Genomic DNA, 23,541 nt, shown 5'->3' with positions numbered 1-23,541 from the left:
GATGGATCACATCACCTGCCACGCCGCGATAGCATCCGCAGTGTGCCAAAATGGCGCTATTCAATACGCAATACGCGCTTACGCGCGAAGGAACCGAAATGCGGCAGAGCGCGATCAAGCCGGGCAGCGAGGTATTCCGCGCCTCGGCGGAATTCGAACAAGCCATTGCCACCCATGGCGAGACCGCTGCGCGCGAGCACCTCGACAAGGGCCGGCCGGTCTACTACGCCGATCCCAAATACCCCGGGTTTATCGTCAAGAAGAACCCCGATGGAAGCGAAGAGCTGGCACGCGTCGACCTCGACGGGACGATTACGGTCGTGCGGGCTATCTGATCCGTGCCGCAGCTATGGGTGATTGCCGGCCCTAATGGCGCAGGGAAGACCACAGTGGCGGACCGCTGGTTCGCCAGCCGGATTCCAGTGGTGTCACCGGATTCGATCGCTGCTGAGCTTGTCGTCTCCCCCATTGAGGCTGGCCGACTCGCCGTCCGGGAGCAAGAGAAACTCCTGGCCGAAAGCGCATCGTTCGCCGTCGATACCACGCTCTCTGGCAAGCGAGAACTGATCCTGATGAGACGGGCCAAGGTTGCCGGCTACAAAGTCAATCTCGTCTTCGTCGGCGGTCCCGATCCAGGCCTTTGCATCGCGCGCATCGCCCAGCGAACGGCTGCGGGAGGTCACTGGGTGCCCCCCCCGGAGATGTAAGGCGCCGCCACGCCCGAAGCCTTGCCAATTTCGCCCCAGCCTTCGAGATTGCCGACAGGACCTTTGCGCTGGACAACTCCGCTCTACGTTCACGCCTGATTCTGTCCTGGGAAAACGACCGCATGCGCCAGCGCTCTTCCAGGCTGCCGCAATGGGCCTTGGATGCATTTCCTGGCCGACTCTTGCCCCAGCTCACTGGGCCACCGTATTAGAGGCCATTTCAACGGTCGTGCAACCGATGTTGCGCAAGCAGCCGCCATCGGTGAATGGCTATCGCCTGCGCATCGTGGATGGCTGCCATTTACCGGCGACCGAAAAGCGCCTGAAACCATTGCGGGGGTTTCGGGGCGCGCTTTGAGGGCTTTGAGGGGTGTCGCTACTTTTCGGGGCGGTGTTGGTTTTTGCACCCAAAGGAATACGACATCCCCCTGCGGGGGCTGCCGGTCACTTATATGAACGCGCCCCGGTTTGCTAGGTAAACGTTACGCGATGCTTGATCAGGGTTGGTTGCAGACTTATATCCGGCCTAGTGCAGGCCAAGCCTGCGGCCCCGATGGAATTCGCCAAGAGCGGCCCTCTCCTCTTCAGCGTGCTCGAAGCACCAGTGACCGATCAGGGTTCAGCTCTTGCGGTCCAACCTGTCTTGCCATCTCGTTCATCTACCGTCGCAACCTTCTAGTCGAATTCAGTAACCTTGCTTGCAAGCCGCGGCTAGACCGGCTCCGCCTACGGTCGTTGTAGGCGGGGCTGGCCTAGCGCGGAATTCGCCGTTTGCTTGGCCCTCTCGGCTTTCTTTAACTCATGGTCTCTTTCATACGGCTCATTGCCCATCAGCACGGCCCACGCAGTTCGCGCCGCCTTGTTGGCTAGCGCCACCACCGTCACGTTGGTGGGCCGTCGGCGTGCCAGTTGTTCGCACCACAAGCCTTTGTCCTTGGCTCGGAACAGGACTGCCCTGGCACCATGGATCAGCAGCATGCGTAGATAGCGGTCACCGCGTTTGCTGATCGCGCCCAGGCGCACCTTGCCCCCAGTGCCGTGCTGACGCGGCACCAGCCCGAGATAGGCCGACAGTTGCCGCCCCGATCGGAAGCCGCGCGCATCGCCGATAGTCGCCACCAGTGCTGTGGCCGTGAGCATGCCGATACCCGGAATTGTCATCAGCCGTTGGCACTCTGGCTGCGTCTGGGACCAGGCCTTGATTTGTCCCTCCAGCCCCTCGATGCCCTTGTCCAGGCGGCCGATCAGGTCGAACTGCTCGCGCAACGCTTCGAACATCCTCGCGGGCACGTCTTCCTCGACTTCGGCCAACCGCTCGCGCATTTCCGCTAGGCCTGCCTGGCGCCCCTTTTTGAAGCTCAAGCCAAACTCATAGAGCGCCCCACGCAGGGCATTGATCATCATGGTCCGCATCTTGATGTGCTGCTCGCGCATCCGATGCAACACCAGCGTGGCCTGCTGCTCTGCCGTCTTCGGCGTCACCGCAGGCATGTCCAACTGTTGTGCCGCAGTCCAGATCGCTCGCGCGTCTGCGGCATCGGTCTTGTTGGTCTGCACGAATGGCCGAACGAATTTCGCGTGCAGCAGCTTCACCTCGTACCCGAGCGTCATGAGCTTGCGCGCCCACCAGTGCCCACTGCCGCATGCCTCCAGCGCCACGCGTCCTTTGTGCTGAGCTAGAAACTCGATCAGCTTTTGCCGCTGGAATCGCTGGTTGTGAATCTCGCCGGTCTCCGGGTCAACCCAGTACAGCTGGAACACATGCTTTGCAATATCCAGCCCAAATGTCATAGCATTCATTTCGGGTCCCTCCGTTCCTGTAGTGGTGGTGAGATCTTCCACTCTGGCACATTGCGATGCCGTTCGGTCTGGAGGGACCCCCCTCTCCTCAGACTCTTTTCTGCCCGACCCACACTACCGTGTCGCCACCTCGCGCTCCACTGCGGGGACGGGGCGCGTTCATACCATCTCTTCTTTGCGTCGGCAAAGAAGACTAACGAGAAGAAAGCCGACCCTGCCGGGAGCAGAGCAATCAGGCTGTCCGGCCTCGGTGGTTGCGTCGTACGGCCCGGAGCGTTGGCTGGCCTTTGCCACACCGGCTTGAAGGTCATCTCTACAGCATGACCCAATGGTCACGTGGTGGTGCCCCTGATCGCTTTGCGCGGCGAGCGTTCGACCATCTGCCGTTACCGGCACGGACCATCACGATACATCGCCCATCAGTGGTTTCGTGGTGGGGCGGGCGCGGTGGTCAGGGCCTTGGGCATATCAATCCGGTGCCACCGCGCCCACGACGGAACCGGTGCGCCTGCAACTTCGTGGCCGGCCACGCCGCGAGCGACAGACGGCTTGAAGCAAGTGATGCCTGCTACCGGGGGCCTCACCACGCATCCCGGATGCTGGCAGGTTCGTGGCCGGTCAAGCCGGTACCGGCAGAAGCCCGCCGACACTCCGGGCCGTACGACGCAACCACAGCCCCACATAAGCCTGATTGCTCTGCCCCCGGCAGGGTCGGCTTTCTTCTCGTTAGTCTTCTTTGCCGACGCAAAGAAGAGTGACCGGCAGCCCCCGCAGGGGGATGTCGTATGGCCCTTGGGTGCAAGATGCCAACGCCGTACAAAGAAACAGCGACCAACCCAGCAGAGCGATGTCGTATGGCCCTTGGGTACAAGATGCCAACGCCGTTCAAAGGCGACCACCGCCACCAAATCCTCCCCTACCCCCTTACCCCCCTCGTCTTCCACCGATACGCCAACTGCGGCCGCGTAATCCCCAGCAACCGCGCCGCCTGGCTCATATTGCCATTGGCGCGTTGCATGGCTGCCTCCATCAACACCGTCTCCACATCGCCCAGCGCGAGCTGCTGCTCAGCCATATGATCGAGCAAGCCATGCACGGCGGCCTCCCGCAGTTCGGGCAAGGTGCCTTTGACGCCAAGGCGCGGCGCGGTGTCCATGCCAGGCGGCGCGCTGGTTGGCAGGAACAGGTGGTCCGCGGAGATCTGCCCGCCATTGCTGGCCAGGATCACGCCGCGCTCGATCACGTTCTCCAGTTCCCGCACATTGCCCGGCCAGTCATAGCGGCGCAGTTCGGCCAGCGCGCGGTCGGTGATGCCGACGATCTTCTTGCCGTGGCGCGCGCCGTAGCGGGCCACGAAGCGTTCCACCAGCAAGCGGATATCGTCGAGCCGCTCGCGCAGCGGCGGAATGGTGACGGGGTAGACGTTGAGCCGGTAATACAAGTCCTTGCGGAAGGTGCCCTGCTTCACGGCCTCGGCCAGGTCCACGTTGGTGGCCGCCACCAGCCGCACATCCACCTTGCGCGGCTCGCTGCCGCCCACGCGCTCTACCTCGCCCTCCTGCAGCACGCGCAGCAGCTTGGACTGCGCCGACGCCGACAGCTCGCCCAGCTCGTCCAGGAACAGGGTGCCACCATGCGCCCGCTCGAAGCGGCCCGGGCGCGACTGGTGCGCGCCCGTGAAGGCGCCCTTCTCCACGCCGAACAGTTCGGCCTCGATCAGCTCATCGGGAATCGCGGCGCAATTGACCGCGATGAAGGGCTTGTCGGCCCGGGCGCTCACGCCGTGCAACGCTTGCGCAAAGCGCTCCTTGCCAACGCCGGTCTCGCCCAGCAGCAGCACCGTGACACTGCTCCCGGCAGCGCGCTGCAGCAGGCCCCAGGCAGCGCGGAACTCGGGCGAGCTGCCCACCAGGTCGGCCGGCTTGTCGGTGCTGCGCTGCAAGGCGCGCAGGTGCTCGACCTCGCTTTGCAACTCCAGGATGGTCTCGATCACCGGGTCGGGCTGGTAAAGCGCCAGCACTTCGGCGCCGTCCTCCCACGCCTCCAGCGGCTTGCCGACGATGCGGCAGTGATCAAAGCCGCAGGCAATGCACTCGACCTCGCGGTAGAGGATGGTGCGGCCCATCAGGGCCGAGGTGTAGCCGGTGGCGTAGCCGATCTGCATCCAGCAGGCAGGCGCGTCGACAATGCCGAACAACTGCCGGTGCACGTCGCCTTCGAAGGAGTCTTCCCACAGGAATTCGCCGTCGTAGATGCCCGCGGCGATGTCGATGTCCACCTTGACCGGCGTCACCCGCACCACGCCTTCGATGGTGTGCAGGCAGGGCCCGATCTCGAGCAGGCCAAAGTCGCTGTCGCCCGGGCGCAGCTTCTTGGCCAGCTCCGCGTCGCGCATGCCGGAATGAAAGCCCATGCGCATGAACAGGCCGCGCGCGCGCTCCATGCCTAGGGTATCCACCAATTCCTTGCGCAAGGCGCCCAGCGCCGCGGTATGAATCAGGATCATGCGCTGCTCGTCCAGCCAGATGGAGCCCTCCTCCATGGCAAAGCGCAGGCGCCGCGCGAGATGGGCCAGGCCATCGCGCATGGTGGCCGAAAACTTGTCGGTTGAACTGCTCATTGTCTCCTCTCTTCGCGGCAAGGACACCCTCGGCGCGCGTGCTTTTCCTGGCACTGCATGCACATTATGTGCCATCCGCGCCCGCCGGCTCCACACGCGCCTGTCATGCCGGCGCAATGTCGCCTATCCTTTCCTTGACAGCGATCTCCGCTTTAATGCACTGCACCACAGCCCATGGAAAAAACCGCATTTGTCTTTGCAGGCGGCGGCAGCCTCGGCGCCATCGAGGCCGGCATGCTGCGCGAGCTGGTGGCCTGGGGCGTCAAGCCCGACATGGTGATCGGCGCCTCGGCCGGCGCCATCAACGGCGCCTACTACGCCTGCAACCCGCATGTGGCCGGCACCAGCCAGCTCGAGACGCTCTGGCGCGGCTTGCGCCGGGCCGAGGTGATGCCGTGGTCGTGGCGCAGCCTGTTTGGCATGCTGCGCGGGCAGCGCGCCCACCTGGTCGATTCCGCCGCGCTGCAGCGCTTGCTGTCGCGCCACTTTGGCGATATGGCAATGGAGCGTGCCGAGGTACCGCTGTACGTGGTGGCCACCGACATGGCCACCGGCGCGGAGGTGGTGCTGTCCTCCGGCAGCCTGGTCCAGTCGGTGCTGGCAAGCGCGGCCATCCCCGGCGTGTTTCCGCCGGTGTCGCTGGGCGGGCGGCAACTGATCGATGGCGGCGTGGCCAACAACACGCCGGTGTCCACCGCCATCCGCCTGGGCGCCACGCGCGTGGTCGTGCTGCCGGCAGGTTTTGCCTGCGCGCGGCGGCGCGAGCCGCGCGGCCCCATCGACCATGCCTTCAATGCGCTGTCGCTGCTGGTGGCACGCCAGTTGGTGCAGGACCTGGAGCGCTGGGCCGATCACGCGCACATCTCGGTCGTCCCGCCACTGTGCCCGCTCGACGTCTCCCCCTACGACTACACCCAGTGCGGCACGCTGATCGACCGCGCCGCCGCGGCCACGCTGGCCTGGCTCAACGCCGACGGGCTCAACAGCCGGCACATCCCCGGCGCGCTGTCCCCGCATTCGCATGACGAAGCCAATCCGAGCTGCGACTTCGATCCGCACCAGGCGCACCCGGAGCACGCGGCGCACCCGGCACAAGGGTCCGGCCACACGCACGCTTCCGCCCCGCAGTAAGCCGGCTTTGGCATTGGCGAATTGCAAGGCCGGCAGATCCGGCGAATGATGCGGGATCTCAATCCTCCGGGTGGCAAGCACATGAGCGCAATTCTCGACGGCATCAAGGTACTCGACCTGACGCGGGTGGTAGCCGGCCCATGGGCCACGCAAAACCTGGCCGACATGGGTGCCACCGTCTACAAGATCGAGAAGCCCGGCGACGGCGACGACACCCGCAAGATGGGCCCGTTCCTGACCGATGCGCAGGGCGCCGCCACCAACGACTCCGCCTTCTACCTGGCCTGCAACCGCGGCAAGCAGTCGCTCACCATCGATATCTCCCAGCCCGAGGGCGCCGAGCTGGTACGCCAGCTGGCCGCCCGCTGCGATGTGGTGGTGGAAAACTACAAGGCTGGCAGCCTGAAGAAATACGGCCTGGACTACGAGTCCATCCGCGCGGTGCGCCCCGATGTGATCTATTGCTCGGTCACCGGCTTCGGCCCCGATGGCCCCTACGCGGCCCGCCCGGCCTACGACTTCATCCTGCAAGGCATGGCCGGCCTGATGAGCACCTGCGGCCAGCCGGACGGCAGCCCCGGCGGCGAGCCGATGCGCACCGCCATTCCCATCACCGACATCCTCACCGGCCTGTACGCCACCGTCTCCCTGCTGGGCGCGCTCTACCACCGCCAGGCCACCGGCGAAGGCCAGTACATCGACGCCGCCATGCTCGATGCCTCGGTCGCCGTCAATGGCCACCTGGCGCTGGGCTACCAGATGACCGGCAAGCTGCCCCGGCGCGCCGGCAACAGCAACCCCGTGGCCGCGCCCTCCGAGGTCTTTGCCTGCCGCGACGGCCACCTGATCATTGCCTCCGGCAACAACGGCCAGTTTGCCTCGCTGTGCAAACTGCTCGGCATGCCCGAGCTCGCGGCCGACCCGCGTTACATGCAGAACGCCAACCGGGTAGCCAACCGCGATACGCTGCGCGAGACGATTGCCGAGCGCGTGGCCACCTGGGACGCCGCCGACCTGCTGGCGTCGCTGGAACGCGCCGGCGTGCCGGGCGGCCCGATCAACGAGCTCGACGAAGTGTTCGAGGATGCGCAGGTAAAGCATCGGGGCTTGCTGGTGCAACTGCCGCACGGGCGCGGCGTGGATGTGCCGAGCCTGCGCAGCCCGATGCGGTTCTCGGCCACGCCCGTGGCGATGCGCTGCCCGCCGATGCTGGGCGAGCACACGGATGCGGCCCTGCGGGCGGAACTGGGCTTGAGCGACGGGGATGTCGCGGGCTTGAGGGAGCGGGGAATCCTGTAGTTGGCCATTCGGTTGGCCGCCAGGCTGGCTGCCGTGCGTGCGGCGCGCAACGCCCGGAATTGACGCGCCCCGGGAACGGGTACATCCTCTGGACATACTCTTCCCATCAGCGGAGCAAGCCATGACCTCAAACGAATTCACATCGTTCAAGGCACACTTGTCCATGTTGCTGCGCGACCTCCCGGTCGGGACCACGGCGGACCTCGCCGACGTGGCCGTGGCGGCGTACTGGGATGGCAAGCGGATTGTCGGCACCTACCTGCGCGACGGCGGGCGGCTGGACGAGGCCTTCGACTTCGACGAAAACGCCTGGGAGAACTGGCACGACGACTTCGTCGGCTGGCTGGCCACGCCGAGTTTCACGCAGCGCGATGAACTGAGGGCTTCGCTGGCAGGCGCGGGCTGACGAGCGCGTGCGCGCTTGCGACCGGGCTTGCGACAATATGCACCGTCCTCCAGCCGGAGGATCGGCGCCACCATCTCACAGCGAGCCCATCCGACGCATGCCCTACTCCGGCTGCGACACCACCCGCAAATACGGCTTGAGCGTCTTGAAACCCTGCGGGTATTTCTTCTTGGCGTCGTCGTCGGAGACCGAGGTGGGGATGATCACGTCTTCGCCCGGTTTCCAGTTCACCGGCGTGGCTACCGTGTGTTTTGCATTGAGCTGCAGCGAATCCAGCAGCCGCAGCACTTCGTCAAAATTGCGGCCGGCGCTCATCGGATAGACCAGCATCGCCTTGACTTTCTTGTCCGGCCCGATCATGAACACCGAGCGCACGGTGGCATTGTCCACGGCAGTGCGCGGCCCGCCACTCGCGTTCGGATGAATCATGTCGTAGAGCTTTGCGACCGTGAGGTCGACGTCGCCGATCATGGGATAGTTGACGGCGTGGCCCTGCGTCTCCTCGATGTCCTTGACCCACTTCTGGTGGTCCGCGACCGGGTCCACGCTCAGGCCGATGATCTTGGTGTTGCGCCGGTCGAATTCCGGCTTGAGCCGGGCCATATAGCCAAGTTCCGTGGTACAGACCGGGGTGAAGTCCTTCGGATGGGAGAACAGGATGGCCCATTTGTCCCCAATCCATTCGTGGAAACTGATTTTCCCCTCCGTGGTATCGGCAGTGAAATCGGGCGCTTCGTCACCGATGCGAATCGACATAGTCAACCTCCTTGTTGGTGAGTGTGGATGCGAGGCAAGGACCGGCACAGTAGCGGCTGTCGTCCCGACGCGGCCCTGAGCTTCGGCGCGTCTACGTCAGTATAGTGGCCGGTAACGATGCGCAAAGGTGGATGCGAAAACGCAAACGCCACACACGCGGCAGGCAACTTTGTTCACTGCACCACCGCTGCGGCCAGGCCAGCATGGCGCATCCGTTTCATCGTCCGTGCCGCCATGTCGCGTACCGATAGCGTGTGTCGGCAGCACGTCCCGGTAGCGCGTCATCGCGCTTGCAGTACCGCTTGAGGCACTTGCAACAGATCGATGAAGGCATCTCCTCGGCCCCCATCGACGCGCGCGGCCATGCGTTGCGCTAGCGATCCAGCGCGCCGCGCACAGCCGCCTCGAACCTGGGATCCAGCACCGCGCCCACATTGAAGCGCGACCACGGCGAGGTTGCCTCGGAGTCCACGCGGAAGACGCGGCCCGGGGCGATCACGACCTTCTGCGGCAGCAGCCTCTGCGCCAGCACCAGCGAGTCGTCCACGTTCGGCAGCGCCCCCCACAGGTACAAGCTCTGCCCGGTCCGCGCAAAGATGCGCGCATCCAGCCGGTCGAACAGCGCCAGCGCCTTGTCGGTGGCCTCCGCCAGGCGGGAGCGCAGCTTGGTGATGTAGCGCTGGTAGTGCCCTTCGCTCAGGATCACATCGACGGTGCGCTCGCAGTACTCCGAGCTGCTCACGTGGATCAGCGCCTTGAGATCGGCGAGATCGCTTGCCAGATCCGCGCCGCAGGCAATGAACCCCACCCGCAACGCGGCGGAGACGGACTTGGAGAAGCTGCCGATATAGATGGTCCGCTCCAGCTGATCCAGCGCCGCGAGCCGGGGCAGCGTGGTGGGCTTGAAATCCGCCAGCGCATCGTTTTCCACCAGCAGCAGGTCGAACTTCTGCGCCAGCTGCAGCACGCGGTAGGCCTTGGCGGCGGAGAGGTCCGAGCCGGTGGGGTTGTGCGCGACGGACTGGGTGAAGAACAAGCGCGGCCGCTCCTGGATCAGCAGCTGCTCCAGCGCCTCCAGGTCAGGCCCATCGGCAAGGCGCGGCACGCCGACAATCCTGACGCCAGCCAGCTTGAGCTTGCCGAACAGCGGGTAATAGCCGGGATCGTCGACCAGGACCGTCGCGCCGGCCGGCAGGAAATACCGTATCACGAGGTCGATGGCATCGTTGGCGCCATGCGTCAGCACGATCTGCCGGGGATCGGCGCCGATGCCAAGGTCGCCCAGCTTGCGCACCAGGTGATCGCGCAGGGGCCCGTAGCCGAAGCGGTTGCCGTAGCGGAACAAGGCGCCCAGGCCGGTGCGCACCACCTTGTGGTGGTACTTGTCCAGGCGCGCCTCCGCCAGCCACGCCACCGGCGGAAAGCCATCGCCCACCGCCAGCACGTCCGGGCTGCTCTTGAGCTGCTCGCGCATCAGCCAGACGATGTCCATCGCGCGCCGCAGCGAGCCGGCATCTTCGTCGCGCGGCGCTTTGGCCGGCCGCTCTAGCACGAAGTAGCCCGCGCCGCGCCTGGGTTCCACCAGCGCGCGCCCCACCAGGATCTCGAACGCGGCGACGACCGTGTTCTTGCTGTACCCGTGCAGCTGCGCCAGCTCCCTGAGCGAGGGCAGCTTGTCGCCGGTGCGGTAAGCGCCTTCGACAATCTGCCGCTCGATGGCATCGGCCAGCACGGTGGCAATCGAGGGGGATCTGGGGTTCGTCATCGGCTTGTGCTCCGCAAGGCTGGATCAAACTGTCCTGCCCAACTGTACCTTTTTATGCTGGTACAGTGTACCTAAACTGTCTCCATTCCAAACCCACTCACGGAGACACCGATGGTGACCGATTCCCGCCTGCCCAACTTCCGCGCCATGACGCCGGCCCAACGCCTGGCCCATGTGGGCGATGCCGCCGCCTTGTCGGCGCAGGACATCCGGCTCCTGGCCGAACCCGGTGCCCTGGGCGTGGATCTCGCCAACGGCATGATCGAGAATGTGATCGGCACGTTTGAGCTGCCGTTTGGCGTCGCGGGCAATTTCCAGGTCAATGGCCGGGACGTGCTGGTGCCGATGGTGGTGGAAGAGCCGTCGGTGGTGGCCGCGGCCTCGTTCATGGCCAAGCTGGCGCGCGAATGCGGCGGCTTCGAGGCTTCCAGCACAGGCCCGCTGATGCGGGCGCAGGTGCAGGTCCTGGGCGTCACGGACCCTTACGGCGCACGGCAGGCCTTGCTGAAGCAGCGAGCGGCGATCCTCGACGTGGCCAACAGCCGCGACAAGGTGCTGATTGGCCTTGGCGGCGGCTGCAAGGATATCGAGGTCCACGTCTTCCCCGATACGCCGCGCGGCGCCATGGTTGTGATCCACCTGATCGTGGATGTGCGCGATGCCATGGGCGCCAACACGGTAAACACCATGGCCGAAGCCGTTTCGCCCCTCGTGGAGAACATCACCGGCGGCGCCGTGCGGCTGCGCATCCTCTCCAACCTGGCCGACCTGCGGCTGGCACGTGCGCGCGTGCGGCTGACGCCGGAGGTGCTCGCCACCCAGGAGCGCAGCGGCGCCGAGATCATCGAGGGCGTGATCGACGCGTATACCTTTGCCGCCATCGACCCCTACCGGGCCGCCACGCACAACAAGGGAATCATGAACGGTATCGACCCCGTGATCGTGGCGACCGGCAATGACTGGCGCGCGGTCGAGGCCGGCGCCCATGCCTATGCCTGCCGCGGCGGCCGCTATACGTCCCTGACGCACTGGGAGAAGGACACCAGCGGCGCCCTGGTCGGCACCATCGAGATGCCGATGCCGGTGGGTCTCGTCGGGGGCGCCACCAAGACGCATCCGCTGGCACGCCTGGCGCTGAAGATCCTCGACGTCAAATCCGCCCAGGAACTTGGCGAGACCGCGGTCGCGGTGGGCCTGGCGCAGAATCTTGGCGCGCTGCGGGCGCTGGCTACCGAGGGCATCCAGCGCGGCCACATGGCGCTGCATGCGCGCAACATCGCGCTGGTGGCCGGCGCCACCGGCGACGAGGTCGACCGCATTGCAAAGCGCATGGCCGAGGAGAAAGACGTACGCACTGACCGGGCGGTAGCGTTGCTGGCGGCACTCAGGAGCAGGTAGGTAGTTAGGCAGGCAAGCAGGAACATGCGGCACAGCCGCGGCGAACAACAAGAACCAGAGCTGGCATCGACGCGCGCAAGCATGCAAGCACGCAGCGGGATGCCAGCCACATCCGGAGACATGTCAATGAACACTCAGCAAGCGCCATCGGCGCGGCGTCTCGTCGAGGTTTGGGGAGACACCGCGGATACCCGGCACCTGGCGTGGTCCATCGCCATCGGAGCCGTGGTCAGCCTGACGGGATTCCTGCTCGCCAGCCGCGTGCTCAACGGGCTGGTCAAGACACCGGAGCTGGCGCGTGCCTACGCCATGCTGGCCGGCCTGGCAGGCTGCCTGCTTGCGGGCGTCATCTGCGCCTGCTTGTTCCGGCCTAAGCGTGACGTGATCGAAGGCGATGCCGCCGATCCGACCTGGCGCGAGCAAGTGCTGGACAAGCTCGAGGAGGAAGCCGGCGGGCTCGGCGCCATCGCGGACCTTCCCGCGTCCGTGGTGCAGGAGCTCAAGGAGCTGCAGCTCTTCGAGCTCTTCGCGGCACGCGAGCGCCGCAACGGCGTGCCGCAGCCGGCGCAGGACGTGGCGCTCTCCACGCCCGCCACACACACCACGCCCGTCAGTCCCCGGTCCAACCTGGCTTGAACGCCGGCCCACGGATATCCAGGATATCGAAGGCTCATCATGATCGAATCTGCACTGCTTACCCACATCCTCATTGCCGCCGGCATGGGGCTGGCCGGCGCCGTCGTCTTTGCGGCGATCGGCCTGATCTCCGGCACCGATGAAACCACCACGCTGGCGCCGCTGACGCTGCTGGTGGTGTTGCTGGGCGTGCCGCCCGAGGGGGTCTTCACGTTCTTCCTCGCCGGCGCCGTCGCCAAGCACATGACCCACGCCATCCCGACCGCGCTGCTCGGCATCCCCGGCGACACGATGGCCACACCGCTGCTGCAGGACGCCAACCACCTGCGCAACCTGGGCGTGCCGCATATCGCGCTGCGCAAGATGATCTCGGGCGCGCTCATCGCGGCGTTTATCGCCGTGCCGCTGGCGGTGCTCTTCGCCGTCCTGCTCGCGCCATTCGGCTCGGCGATCACCAAGGCCGCGCCGTGGATCTTCGTGGTGGCCGCCGTGATCATCGCCTACAGTTCCGCCGGCAGGTGGGCTTCGGTGGCCACGCTGGTGCCCTTTGTCGTGGTCATCGTGGCGTTGCAGACGCTGACGGCGAAGTTCGGCGTCAAGCTGAGCATCAGCTACTTCCTGGGCATCGCCATCGGCCCGCTCATCGCGGATCTCTTCTCCGCCATCTCCCCGGTGGATCGCCCGCGCATGCAGCGCGACCGCGTGCGCACGTTCGCGCTGGCGCCTGACGTCAAAGGCTGGTCGGGGTACTTCCCCAATCCGTTCAAGGTGCTAGATCGCAGCCAGGTGAAATGGACCGTGGCCACCGCCGGCATATCGAGCGCGACGTTCGTGTTCAGCCCGGTCGCCATGACCGTGGTCCTCGGCGAGATCGTGGGGGCACGGGTCAAGCACGCTTATCACCGCCTCACCACCGTGCTCAGCGCACGCAATGGCATCACGGAAGCCACCTATATTGCCGAGGCCCTGATCCCGCTCATCGCCTTCGGCTTGCCGCTCAGCCCGGTTGCCGCCGGCCCCGCCGCGCCGCTGTTCAATGCGCCGCCCGTCTACACCGTGGACGCCGGCGCCGGCCAGACCCACAACCTGCACAACCTGCTGAACCACTGGGAGTTCCTGGGCTACGGGCTGCTGGCCGTGCTGCTGGCCGCGCTGGTGTCCTACCCGTTTGCCATGAACTACGCGCGCAGCGCCGCCCTGTTCGTGTCGCGCAAGGTGTCGCATGAAGCCATCATCGCCACCTTTGTCGGCCTGATCCTGGTCATCAGCGTCTGGGAGGGCCAGTTCCTTGGCTTGCTGGTCATCCTGACCATGGGCTTGCTGGGCGGGCTGCTCTCCAGGGCAATCGGCTTCAATACCGGCGTGCAGTTCATGGGCTACTACACCGCCGTGCTGACAGTGCCCGCGCTGCTCAAGCTGATCGGCTAGCCCTGAAGGGCTGAAGGACTGCAGAACCAAAGGACCAATGGGCCAATGGGCCAAGGCCGCGCGCCATGACGGCGGCGGCCTGCGCCTGCCCTTCACTCGACGTGGATGCCGCCCTTCTTCACCACCTCGCCCCACCGCCCGGCCTCTTCCTTGATGAATGCCTGGAACTGGTCGGGCGTCCCGCCTACCGGATCGATCCCATACTCGATCAGGCGCGCCTTCACCTCCGGCTGGTGCAGCACCGCATCCATCTCGGCCGAGAGCTTTGCCAGCACCGGCCTGGGCGTCCTGGCGGGCGCGATCAGGCCGATCCAGCTGCTGGCCGTCACCGCCGGATAGCCTGCTTCGGCCATGGTCGGCACGTCGGGCGCGGCCGGCCAGCGCGTGGCGCTGGTGATCGCAAGGGCCTTGAGCTTGCCGGCTTTCACCTGCGGCATCATGGTCTGCACGGAATCGAAGATCATCGCCACCTGCCCGGAGAACAGGTCCGGCAGCGCCGGCGACACGCCCTTGTAAGGCACGTGGGTCATCTTGATGCCGACCGCTTGCGAGAACAGCTCGCCGGCCAGATGCGCGCCGGAGCCGTTGCCGCTGGAGGCGTAGGTCATCTTGTCGGGATTGGCCTTGCCCCAGGCCACCAGCGCCTTCACGCTGCCGGGCGGCAACTGGGCGCTGGACACCAGCAGCAGCGGGATGCGCCCGATCTGGCTGACGCCCGTGAGGTCCTTGACCGGGTCGTAGCTCATCTTGGGGTAGAGGCTGGGGTTGATGGCGTGCGCGGCCACCACCACCAGCAGCGAGTAGCCGTCGGGCGCGGACTTGGCCACATTGTCGGAGCCGATCATGCCGTTGGCGCCGGGGCGGTTCTCCACCACCACGGGCTGGCCCAGGCGCTCGGCCAGCTTTTGCATGACCAGCCGCGTCACGGCGTCGGACACGCCGCCCGGGGTGTAGGGCACCACCACGCGCACGGGCTTTGACGGATACGGCGCCTCGGCGCGTGCCGTGGGGCTCAGGCCGCAAGCCAGCGCGGCGGCCAGCAGGCATGGGTTCATCCACAGGCCACGGGGGCGCATCGGTTGCTTGGTTTTGTTCATGTCTGCTCCATCAGGTCGGGATGGCTTCGGTCCGCCGTGCTTGTCTGGCGGCCGATGCCATGGAATGGCAGCCGCCGGTCTACGCCCAGTCCTGCGGCACCGTGAGCGGAAAATCGAGCAGCATTTGCGCGTAGCTCTTGCCGAGCGGGTCGGAGCGCAGGCTGGCCACCCCCCCGCCGCCCAGCGCGCGGTGCAGCAGGAAGTTAAGGGCGTGCAAGCCCGGCACCTCGAAGCACTCCACCTCGCCTTCAACCAGATGCGCAAAATACCCGCGCACCGCGGCCGGGGTGAGCTGCTCGCGCAGCAGCGGCAGGTATGACGGCTGGCGCGCGATCACGCCGATGTTCTCATCGTCGCCCTTGTCGCCGCTGCGCGCATAGGCCAGCGTGACCAGCGGCACGGTGATGCGCGGCCCGCCGGGAATGGCTGGCGCCGGCGCAGCCGCCAGCGAGGCCGGCGCCGTCAGCTCGCCCACGACGGCGGCACAGGCAAGCGCCTGTGCCTGGCCGTCCAGCGCGACCTGCATCCGTACTTCCGCCTTCGGCACCAGGAAGGAGAACACCTTGACCACCGGCTGGATATCGACGCGGCCGGCAAAGGATGAGCGGGTACCGGCGGCCATCGAGGTGCCCGCCGACGAGCCTTCGCGCTGCAGGAAGCGCAGCGCCTTGGCCTGCGCATGGCGCGCGCCGATGCGCAGCACCACCTCGCGGGTCGGCAGCGCGCGGGCATGCGGGCCATATTGCGACTCGCAGCCGAGCAGTTCCACCACGGTGCTGCTGTAGTCCGCCAAGCCGTTGGCGGCCAGCATGGCGCGGGTGCGCGCCAGCAGCGCGTCGGCGGTGCGGCGGGCCTTGGCGGGTGCGTCGATGCCGCGGATCGCCATCATCAGGCTGAGCTGGTAGCCATCCTGCCAGGTGCCGTTGGCCTTGTAGCTCGCGCCGGGAGCGCGGCCACGGGCGCCGTGCACGCGCACCTGCCCGGGGGCCACCAACTCCGTGCGCACCATGCGCAAGTCGCAGGTGACGTCAGGCATCAGGTAGTTACCGGGGTCGCCCACCTCGTACAAGACCTGCTCCGCCACGGCCGCAGGATCGACCAGGCCGCCGGTGCCCTCGGGCTTGGAGAGCACGAAGCTGCCGTCCTGCGCGCAGTCGATCACCGGGTAGCCGATGCGGTCCCAGTCCGGCACGCGCTGCCAGTCGGTGAACAGCCCGCCGGTGGCCTGCGCCCCGCACTCGATCACGTGGCCGGCCAGCGTGCCGGCGGCGAGCCGGTCCCAGTCGTGCCATTGCCAGCCGAACTCGTGTGCCAGCGCGCCGACCACCACCGCGCTATCGACGCAGCGGCCCGTGATGACGATATCGGCGCCCATCGCCAGCGCGCGGGCGATGCCTTGCGCGCCGGTGTAGGCGTTGGCGGACATCAGCTCGGCAGGCGGCATGGCGCCGGTATGGAGATCGGTAAGGCCCGCGGCGCGCCAGCCCTCGAAGGCGGGCAATACGTCGTCGCCGCTGACCACCGCCACCTTGGGCGCCAGCCCTTGCCGCGTGGCGGCGGCCATCACCGCGTCGCGGCAGGCCTGGGGGTTGAGGCCGCCGGCATTGGCAATCACGCGGATACCGCGCGCCAGGATCTGGCCGAGGTGCGGCGCCATCGCGGCCTGCACGAAGTCCGTGGCGTAGCCCAGCGCGGGGTCCTTGGCGCGGGCGCGCGCCAAGATCGACATGGTGGTCTCGGCCAGGTAGTCGTAGACCAGGTATTGCAGGCCCGGAACGGCCAGCAGTTGCGGCGTGGCGATGGCGGAATCGCCCCAGAAGCCGGAAGCGCCGCCTATGCGCACGGTGCGTGCCGTATTGGGTGTGCCGATTGTGGTGTTCATGCTTGCGCGCCTGCGTCAACCTTCACCAGCAAACTGCCCGAGCGCGCCTGCCCGCCCTCCCGGGCATGCAGCTGCGCGATCACGCCGTCGAACGGCGCGACGATGGCGTGCTCCATCTTCATGGCCTCCAGCACCACCAGCACCTGGCCCGCCTGCACGGCCTCGCCCGCTGCCGCCTTCACGGCCACGATGCGCGCGCTCAGCGGCGCCAGCAGCGCGCCGGCGCGCTCGGCGTCGCCGGGCTTGCGCTTTTTCTGGCGCGGGTCCAGGCGTGCGAAGCGCCAGGCGCGGCCCGCGCTGAACAGATGCACGGCATCGCCCTCGGTGGCGAACACCAGCGGCAACGCCATGCCGTTGCACTCCACCAGCGCGCTGCCCGCTTCCACGTCGGCGCGCAGCACGCGGACGCTGACGATCTCGGCGGACGAGCCCTCATCCTCACCCTCGCCGTCGCCGTCGCCGTCGCCCTCACCCTCGCGCACCGCCACCTCCCAGCCTTGCGCGACAGCGCGCAAATCCACGCGCCACCGCTGCTCTCCCGCCTGCAAGCCAAGGCTGCAACCCGGCGCCACCAGTGCGGGGTGCGCCAATGCCGGCAGCAGCCCGGCGGCGGCCAGCGCCGCGCAGGCCACCTGCGCCACCGCTGGGCGCTTTACGCGCAGCGCCGCCTGCATATGTGTGTCGACGAATCCCGTATGCACCTGGTTGCCCGCAAAGGCCGCATGCGCCAGGCAATCGGCAAGAAAGCCCTGGTTGCTGGCCACGCCCAGCAGCACCGTCTGCTCCACCGCACGCAGCAGCTTGCGGCGTGCTTGCTCGCGGGTGGTGCCATGCGCCACCAGCTTGGCCACCATCGAATCGTAGTGAACCGGGATCTCGCCGCCCTCCTGCAGCGCATGATCCACCCGCACATCGTGCCCCGCGCCCGGCGCGCGCCAGCGCAGCACCGGGCCGCCTTGCGGCAGGAAACCGGCGGCCACGTCCTCGGCGGTCAGCCGCACCTCGATGGCGTAGCCGCGCAGCGCGACCTGCTCCTGCGTGACCGGCAGCGGCTCGCCGGCCGCCACACGCAGCTGCCATTCGACCAGGTCGAAGCCGGTGATGGCTTCGGTCACGGCGTGCTCCACCTGCAGGCGCGTGTTCATCTCCATGAAGTAGAAATTGCCGTCGCCATCGAGCAGGAACTCCATGGTGCCCGCGCCCACGTAGCCGATGGCTTGCGCGGCGCGCACCGCCGCGCCGCCCATGCGGGCGCGCAGCGCGGGCGATACCGCCGGGGACGGCGCCTCCTCGACCACCTTCTGATGGCGGCGCTGCACCGAGCAGTCGCGCTCGCCCAGGTGGATCACATGGCCCTGCGTGTCGGCAAAGACCTGGATCTCCACGTGGCGCGGCGCAATCACCGCGCGCTCCAGGATCAGCTGGCCGGAGCCGAAGGCGGCAGTGGCCTCGGAGCGGGCGCTTGCCAGCGCGCCGGGCAAGGCGTGGGCGTCGTGCACCAGGCGCATGCCGCGTCCGCCACCGCCGGCCGCAGCCTTCACCATCAGCGGAAAGCCGATCGGCGCGGCGGCCTGCAGCAGCGCGGCATCATCCTGCGCCTCGCCCTGGTAGCCGGGGATGCAGGGCATGTCCGCGGCCAGCATCAGGCGCTTGGCCTCGGCCTTGTTGCCCATGGCGCGGATGGCGGCGGCCGGCGGGCCGACGAAGACCAGGCCCGCCTGCGCCACCGCGTCGGCAAACTCCGCGTTCTCCGCCAGGAAGCCGTAGCCGGGATGCACCGCATCCGCGCCGCTGCGGCGCGCCGCCTCGACAATGGCCGCGATGTTCAGGTAGGACGCACGTGGCGCGGCGTCGCCGATGCGCACCGCCCGGTCGGCGTACGCCACGTGCGGGCCATGGCGATCGGCCTCGGAGTAGACCGCCACGGTGGCAAGGCCAAGGCGGCGCGCCGTGCGCATGATGCGCACGGCGATCTCGCCGCGATTGGCGACGAGCAAGGTGTGGAAGGGTCGGCTGATAGCGGACATGAGGCGTCTCGGGATGCGGAGAATCTGGATTGGTTTGGGTGCGTTCAGCCCTGCGTGGCCTGCGCCGCGCGCACGGCGGCGGCGTCAAAGCGCACCACCCACGCGGCATCGCGCTTGTCGCGGAAAGCCTGGATGCCCTCGGCGCCTTCGCTGCGCATGCATTGGGCGAACAAATGCGAGGCTTCGTCCAGCAAGGTGCCTTGCGCGACCAGTCCGGTGCGCGCCACCAGCGGCTTGAAGGCGCGGTTGGCTTGCGGCCCGCAGCGGCAGATGCGCGTGAGCCATTCGGCCAGCAACGCATCGAGGGCGGCGCTGTCCTCGGCCAGCGCATCGGCCAGCCCCAGCGCCACCGCCGTGTCGCCGTTGACGCGCTCGCCGGACAAACCGAGGCGCCGCGTGGCCGCCGCGCCGATGCGCGCCACCACGAAGGGCGCGATCTGCGCGGCAATGATGCCCAATGACGTTTCCGACAAGGCAAAGCGCGCGTCGCGCGTGGCCAGCACGATATCGGCGGCGCAGCTCAGTCCCATGCCGCCGCCCATGGCCGCGCCCTCCACTGCCGCCACCACGGGCACGGGGAGCGCGGCCAGGCGCTGCATGAAGTAGCCGAACTCGCGGTTGCGGCTCGCCACCGGATCCTGTGGCGCATCGCCCGCGTCCAGCCTCGCCTTGAAATTGCCGACGTTGCCGCCCGCGCAGAAGACACCGCCGGCGCCGCGCAGCACCAGCGCGCGCACGGTGGTGTCGGTCTCGGCCCGCTCCACGGCGCGCGCCAGCGCGGCGACCACTTCGGGCGCGAGCGCATTGCGCGTGGTGGGCACGTTAAGGGTGACGAACAGCACGCCCTGGGCGTCACGAACGATCACGGCGTGGCCTTCATTGGCGAGACTGGCGAGACTGGCGAGACTGGAGAAATTGGCGGGATCGCCGGCATCTGTATTGACTGCGTTGGTCATGACTGGAGAGATGAGAAGACTTGGAACGGCAGGCAATGGCGGGCGTTCAGCCTTTTGCCATCAGCCCCATCTGCTTGGCGATCACGGTCAGCATCACCTCGTCGGCGCCGCCGCCGATGGAGCCGAGCCGGAAATCGCGATACGCGCGCGAGGCATGGTTGTCCCACGTGTAGCCCATGCCGCCCTGGAACTGCATGCACCAGTCGGCCACCTCGCGCGACAGCCGCCCGGCCTTGAGCTTGGCCATGGACGCGAGCTCCACCACGTCGCCACCGTCGATGTAGGTCCTGGTCGCCATGTAAACCAGCGCGCGCAGGGCCTCCATCTCGGTCTTGAGCTCGGCCAGCTTGAACTGGATGAACTGGTTGTCCAGCAAGGGCTTGCCAAAGGCGATGCGCTGGCGCAGGTAGCCGGCGGTTTCCTCGATCAGCGCGTTGCAGGCGAGCCGGCGCGCCGCGCCGTTCAGGCGCTCTTCCTGGAACTGCTTCATCTGGTAGATAAAGCCCATGCCCTCTTCGCCAATGCGGTTGCGCGCCGGCACCCGCACTTCGTCAAAGAAGATCTGCGCGGTGTCCGAGCACCACATGCCGAACTTCTTGATCTTCTGCACCTCGACGCCGGGGGTGCGCTTGCCACCTTGCTTGAGCGGCACGATGATCAGCGACTTGTTCTTGTGCACCGGGCCATCGGAGGTATTGCACAGCAGGCAGATCCAGTCGGCCTGGGTGCCGTTGGTGATCCACATCTTGGAGCCGCTGATCACGTAGTCGTCGCCATCGCGGCGCGCACGGGTCTTGAGCGATGCCACATCGGAGCCGGCACCGGCCTCCGACACGCCGATCGCCGCCACCGCCTCGCCGGCGATGGCCGGGACCAGGAACTCGCGCTTGAGCGCATCGGAGCCGAAGGAAGTCAGCGCCGGCGTGGCCATGTCGGTCTGCACGCCCACCGCCATGCCGATGCCTTGCGCATGCACATAGCCCAGGGCCTCGGCAGCCGCCACCGCGTAGGAGAAGTCGAGGCCAAGGCCGCCGTACTCCACCGGCTTGGTGATGCCAAGGAAGCCGAGCTCGCCCATCTGCTTGAACAAGGCGTGCGCGGGGAAGATCTCCGCGGCTTCCCACTCGTCGACATGCGGATCGATCTCGGCCGACACAAAGCGGCGGATGCTGTCCATGATGTTGCGATGGTCTTCGGTGTAAAGCATGTGGGTGGTCTCCGGTTTTCTTGTCAGTGTGTTCGCGGCGCGGCGATCAGAACCGCGCCACGCCAAATTGCATGGCACGCGGCGAGCGCGCTTCGGCCTCGCGGGCGGTAGCCAGCACGAAGGCCAGCACGGCGCGGGTGTCGCGCGGGTCGATCACGCCGTCGTCCAGCAGCAGCCCGCTGGTGACGAAGGCGCTGGCCTGGCGCTCGAAGTTGGCGACGATCTCGCCGGTTTGCTGCGCCAGGCGCGCTTCGTCCACCGCCGCGCCCTTGCGCTCGGCCTGCTGGCGCGCCACGATCTCCAGCGTCATGGCAGCCTGCTCGCCGCCCATCACCGCAGTGCGCGCGTTGGGCCACGAGAAGCAAAAGCGCGGGCGAAAGCCCCGGCCGCACATGCCGAAGTTGCCCGCGCCAAACGATGCGCCGCAGTAGATCGTGACCTGCGGCACGGTGGAGTTCGACAGCGCCTGGATCATCTTGGCGCCATGCTTGATCATGCCGGCTTCTTCCGAGGCGCGGCCGACGATAAAGCCGGTGGTGTTCTGCAGGAACACGATGGGCGTGCCGCTCTGGTTGCAGGCCTGGATAAACTGCGCGGCCTTGGTCGCGCCCGCCGGGTCGATCGGGCCGTTATTGCTGATAAAGCCCACGGCATGGCCCTCGATGCGGCCACGGCCGCAGACGGTGGCCATGCCATAGTCCGGCTTGAACGCAAGCCACGCGGAGTCGTCGGTGAGGCGGCCGATGATCTCCAGCATGTCCACGGGCTTCTTCACATCCAGCGTCATCACGCCATCGAGCTCGCCCGCATCCAACCGCGGCGGCTGCGCCGGCTGGGGCAGGCGCGGCGCCACGGCCGGCCAGTCCAGGCTGGCCACCACGTCACGCGCCAGCGCGATGGCATGTTCGTCGTCCTCGGCCAGGAATTCCGCCAGGCCGCTGACGGTGGCGTGCAGGTCGGCGCCGCCAAGCGCCTCATCGGTGGCGATCTCGCCGGTGGCGGCCTTGAGCAGCGGCGGCCCGGCCAGGAAGGCACGGGCGCGCCCGCGCACCATCACCACGTAGTCCGACAGGCCCGGCATATAGGCGCCACCCGCGGTGGACGAGCCGTGCACCACCGTGATCACCGGCAGCCCGGCAGCGGACAGGCGTGCCAGGTTGTAGAAGATGCCGCCGCCGCGCACGAACTTGTCCACGCGGTACTTGCGCAGGTTGGCGCCGGCCGACTCCACCAGGTGGATGAACGGCAGGCGGTTTTCCAGGGCGATCTCCTGGCAGCGCATCAGCTTGAGGTTGCCGCCCTCGGTCATGGCGCCGGCATCGATGCCGGAATCGGTCGCCACCACCATCGCGCGCACGCCGTGGACAAAGCCGATGCCGGCCACCAGCGAGCCGCCGGGGATGGAGGTGTCGTGATCGGGATCATCCATGCCGTAGCCCGCCAGGTTGGCGATCGGCAAGAAGGCGGTAGCGGGATCCAGCAAGCGCGCCAGGCGCTCGCGCGGCAACAGCGCGCCGCGCCTGGCGAAGGACGGGCGGGCACGTTCGGAAGCAGCAACGGCGCGCTGCTCCAGCGCGCGCAGCCGCTCGATCAGGGCTTGCATGCCGGCGCGCTGGCTGGCAAAGGCGGGACTGGCGGGATCGATCCGGGACTCGATGGGAAGCATGGCGCTGGGCATTGGACAAGGAATGCATCGATTCCAAACCACCCGCGGTGGCACGACAAGCGCAACATGCTGATTTGTGCATAATGTGCACAAACCCGTCTTTGATGCACCTCCGGATGCCACCTGTGCCCGCCTCGCCTACGCCCTCATCCCCGCCGTCTCCGCCGTCTCCGCCATCGCCAGCCATCCCCGGCGTCCAGAGCCTGGACCGCGCGTTTACCCTGCTCTGCCTGCTGGCCGAACACCACGAGCCGGGCCTGACCCTGCCGCAACTGGTGGCACAAACCGGCATCGACCGCACCACGGCCCACCGCATGCTGCGCTACCTCACCCACGCGGGATTCGCCGTGCAGGACGAGCCAGGCAAGCGCTTCCGGCTGGGCATGGCGGCCATGGCGCTGGGCCTGCGCACCATGAACCGCTCGCCACTGGCCAGCGCCTGCGCCACACGCATGAAGGCGCTGGCGCGCAAGACCGGCGATACGGTGTTCCTGATCGTGCGCATCGGCGACCATGGTTACTGCATGCATGCCGAGGAAGGCAGCCACCGCGTGCAGCATTTCCATCTGCTCAACGGGAGCACCCGCCTGCTGGGCCAGGGGACTGCCAGCATGGCGCTGCTGGCCAAGCTCGAAGATCAGGAGATCGTCGCGCACTATGAACGGCATCGGGCTGAGTACGAGGGGAGCGGGCTTAGCTTGCTCAAGCTGCAGCGCGGTGTGGAGCGCAGTCGCAAGCTGGGGTATGCGCTGGCTGGCGC

At 67.2% G+C, this 23,541-nt stretch carries 19 protein-coding genes; 9 read left to right on the top strand and 10 right to left on the bottom strand.

What is annotated here, in order from left to right; genetic code table 11:
- Positions 1-50 precede the first annotated feature (50 nt).
- Positions 51-335, top strand: coding sequence for a hypothetical protein (locus A9975_RS15120; RefSeq protein ID WP_183033501.1), 285 nt, complete (start codon positions 51-53; stop codon positions 333-335).
- Positions 336-338: 3 nt separating this feature from the next.
- Positions 339-707 carry an AAA family ATPase gene (locus A9975_RS38555; protein WP_370564693.1) on the top strand — a complete coding sequence of 123 codons (369 nt, stop codon included), beginning with the start codon at positions 339-341 and terminating at the stop codon, positions 705-707.
- 726 nt (positions 708-1,433) lie between these two features.
- Here A9975_RS38555 and A9975_RS15110 read toward each other — a convergent pair.
- Both A9975_RS15110 and poxR read right to left on the bottom strand, forming a co-directional pair.
- A complete protein-coding gene (locus tag A9975_RS15110; RefSeq protein WP_183033506.1) occupies positions 1,434-2,507 on the bottom strand; it encodes an IS110 family transposase in 1,074 nt (357 codons plus the stop codon).
- A 916-nt stretch (positions 2,508-3,423) separates the two neighbouring features.
- Positions 3,424-5,127, bottom strand: a complete 1,704-nt coding sequence (gene poxR, locus A9975_RS15105; RefSeq protein WP_183033500.1) for a phenol degradation transcriptional regulator PoxR — start codon at positions 5,125-5,127, stop codon at positions 3,424-3,426.
- Between the two features lie 174 nt (positions 5,128-5,301).
- Here poxR and A9975_RS15100 point away from each other — a divergent pair, with 174 nt between their 5' ends.
- From A9975_RS15100 to A9975_RS15090, 3 genes are all read left to right on the top strand, one after another.
- A complete protein-coding gene (locus tag A9975_RS15100) occupies positions 5,302-6,258 on the top strand; it encodes a patatin-like phospholipase family protein (protein WP_183033499.1) in 957 nt (318 codons plus the stop codon).
- Between the two features lie 81 nt (positions 6,259-6,339).
- Entirely contained in the window at positions 6,340-7,557 is a 1,218-nt protein-coding gene (locus A9975_RS15095; RefSeq protein WP_183033498.1) for a CaiB/BaiF CoA-transferase family protein, read from the top strand.
- Between the two features lie 121 nt (positions 7,558-7,678).
- Positions 7,679-7,963 carry a hypothetical protein gene (locus A9975_RS15090; RefSeq protein ID WP_150993133.1) on the top strand — a complete coding sequence of 95 codons (285 nt, stop codon included), beginning with the start codon at positions 7,679-7,681 and terminating at the stop codon, positions 7,961-7,963.
- Between the two features lie 102 nt (positions 7,964-8,065).
- Here the strand turns inward: A9975_RS15090 and A9975_RS15085 are convergent, their stop codons facing one another.
- Both A9975_RS15085 and A9975_RS15080 read right to left on the bottom strand, forming a co-directional pair.
- Complete coding sequence (locus tag A9975_RS15085) at positions 8,066-8,719, bottom strand: peroxiredoxin (RefSeq protein ID WP_150993135.1); 654 nt, start codon at positions 8,717-8,719, stop codon at positions 8,066-8,068.
- 373 nt (positions 8,720-9,092) lie between these two features.
- Complete coding sequence (locus A9975_RS15080) at positions 9,093-10,484, bottom strand: PLP-dependent aminotransferase family protein (protein WP_183033497.1); 1,392 nt, start codon at positions 10,482-10,484, stop codon at positions 9,093-9,095.
- 111 nt (positions 10,485-10,595) lie between these two features.
- Between A9975_RS15080 and A9975_RS15075 the strand changes: the two genes are divergently transcribed.
- The 3 genes from A9975_RS15075 to A9975_RS15065 all read left to right on the top strand — a co-directional run bounded on the left by A9975_RS15075 (position 10,596) and on the right by A9975_RS15065 (position 13,946).
- Positions 10,596-11,882: a hydroxymethylglutaryl-CoA reductase, degradative gene (locus A9975_RS15075; protein WP_183033496.1), complete on the top strand. Its 1,287-nt coding sequence runs from the start codon at positions 10,596-10,598 to the stop codon at positions 11,880-11,882.
- Positions 11,883-12,008: 126 nt separating this feature from the next.
- Complete coding sequence (locus tag A9975_RS15070) at positions 12,009-12,518, top strand: hypothetical protein (RefSeq protein WP_183033495.1); 510 nt, start codon at positions 12,009-12,011, stop codon at positions 12,516-12,518.
- A gap of 39 nt (positions 12,519-12,557) precedes the next feature.
- Complete coding sequence (locus A9975_RS15065; RefSeq protein ID WP_183033494.1) at positions 12,558-13,946, top strand: tripartite tricarboxylate transporter permease; 1,389 nt, start codon at positions 12,558-12,560, stop codon at positions 13,944-13,946.
- Between the two features lie 92 nt (positions 13,947-14,038).
- On the opposite strand, the gene A9975_RS15060 is transcribed toward A9975_RS15065, so the two are convergent.
- The 6 genes from A9975_RS15060 to A9975_RS15035 form a co-directional block, all read right to left on the bottom strand.
- Positions 14,039-15,043 carry a tripartite tricarboxylate transporter substrate binding protein gene (locus A9975_RS15060; protein ID WP_183033493.1) on the bottom strand — a complete coding sequence of 335 codons (1,005 nt, stop codon included), beginning with the start codon at positions 15,041-15,043 and terminating at the stop codon, positions 14,039-14,041.
- 79 nt (positions 15,044-15,122) lie between these two features.
- Entirely contained in the window at positions 15,123-16,925 is a 1,803-nt protein-coding gene (locus tag A9975_RS15055; RefSeq protein WP_183033492.1) for an acyclic terpene utilization AtuA family protein, read from the bottom strand.
- Positions 16,922-18,952, bottom strand: coding sequence for a biotin carboxylase N-terminal domain-containing protein (locus A9975_RS15050; protein ID WP_183033491.1), 2,031 nt, complete (start codon positions 18,950-18,952; stop codon positions 16,922-16,924). The genes A9975_RS15055 and A9975_RS15050 overlap by 4 nt, the downstream gene beginning before the upstream one ends.
- A gap of 44 nt (positions 18,953-18,996) precedes the next feature.
- The gene (locus tag A9975_RS15045) at positions 18,997-19,908 is read right to left on the bottom strand and encodes an enoyl-CoA hydratase/isomerase family protein (RefSeq protein ID WP_255503241.1); all 912 of its coding nucleotides are present in this window, start codon (positions 19,906-19,908) and stop codon (positions 18,997-18,999) included.
- 46 nt (positions 19,909-19,954) lie between these two features.
- Positions 19,955-21,115, bottom strand: coding sequence for an acyl-CoA dehydrogenase family protein (locus tag A9975_RS15040; RefSeq protein ID WP_183033490.1), 1,161 nt, complete (start codon positions 21,113-21,115; stop codon positions 19,955-19,957).
- A 46-nt stretch (positions 21,116-21,161) separates the two neighbouring features.
- Positions 21,162-22,781 carry an acyl-CoA carboxylase subunit beta gene (locus tag A9975_RS15035; RefSeq protein WP_183033489.1) on the bottom strand — a complete coding sequence of 540 codons (1,620 nt, stop codon included), beginning with the start codon at positions 22,779-22,781 and terminating at the stop codon, positions 21,162-21,164.
- Positions 22,782-22,897: 116 nt separating this feature from the next.
- Between A9975_RS15035 and A9975_RS15030 the strand changes: the two genes are divergently transcribed.
- Positions 22,898-23,541, top strand: a 644-nt coding sequence (locus A9975_RS15030) for a helix-turn-helix domain-containing protein (RefSeq protein WP_183033488.1), incomplete at its 3' end; no start/stop codon positions are given.

The organism is Cupriavidus sp. UME77 (genome assembly GCF_014170355.1).
Lineage (GTDB): Bacteria > Pseudomonadota > Gammaproteobacteria > Burkholderiales > Burkholderiaceae > Cupriavidus > Cupriavidus basilensis.
Note: the sequence above shows the minus strand (reverse complement) of the source record. Positions and strands in the feature narration are given on the sequence as shown.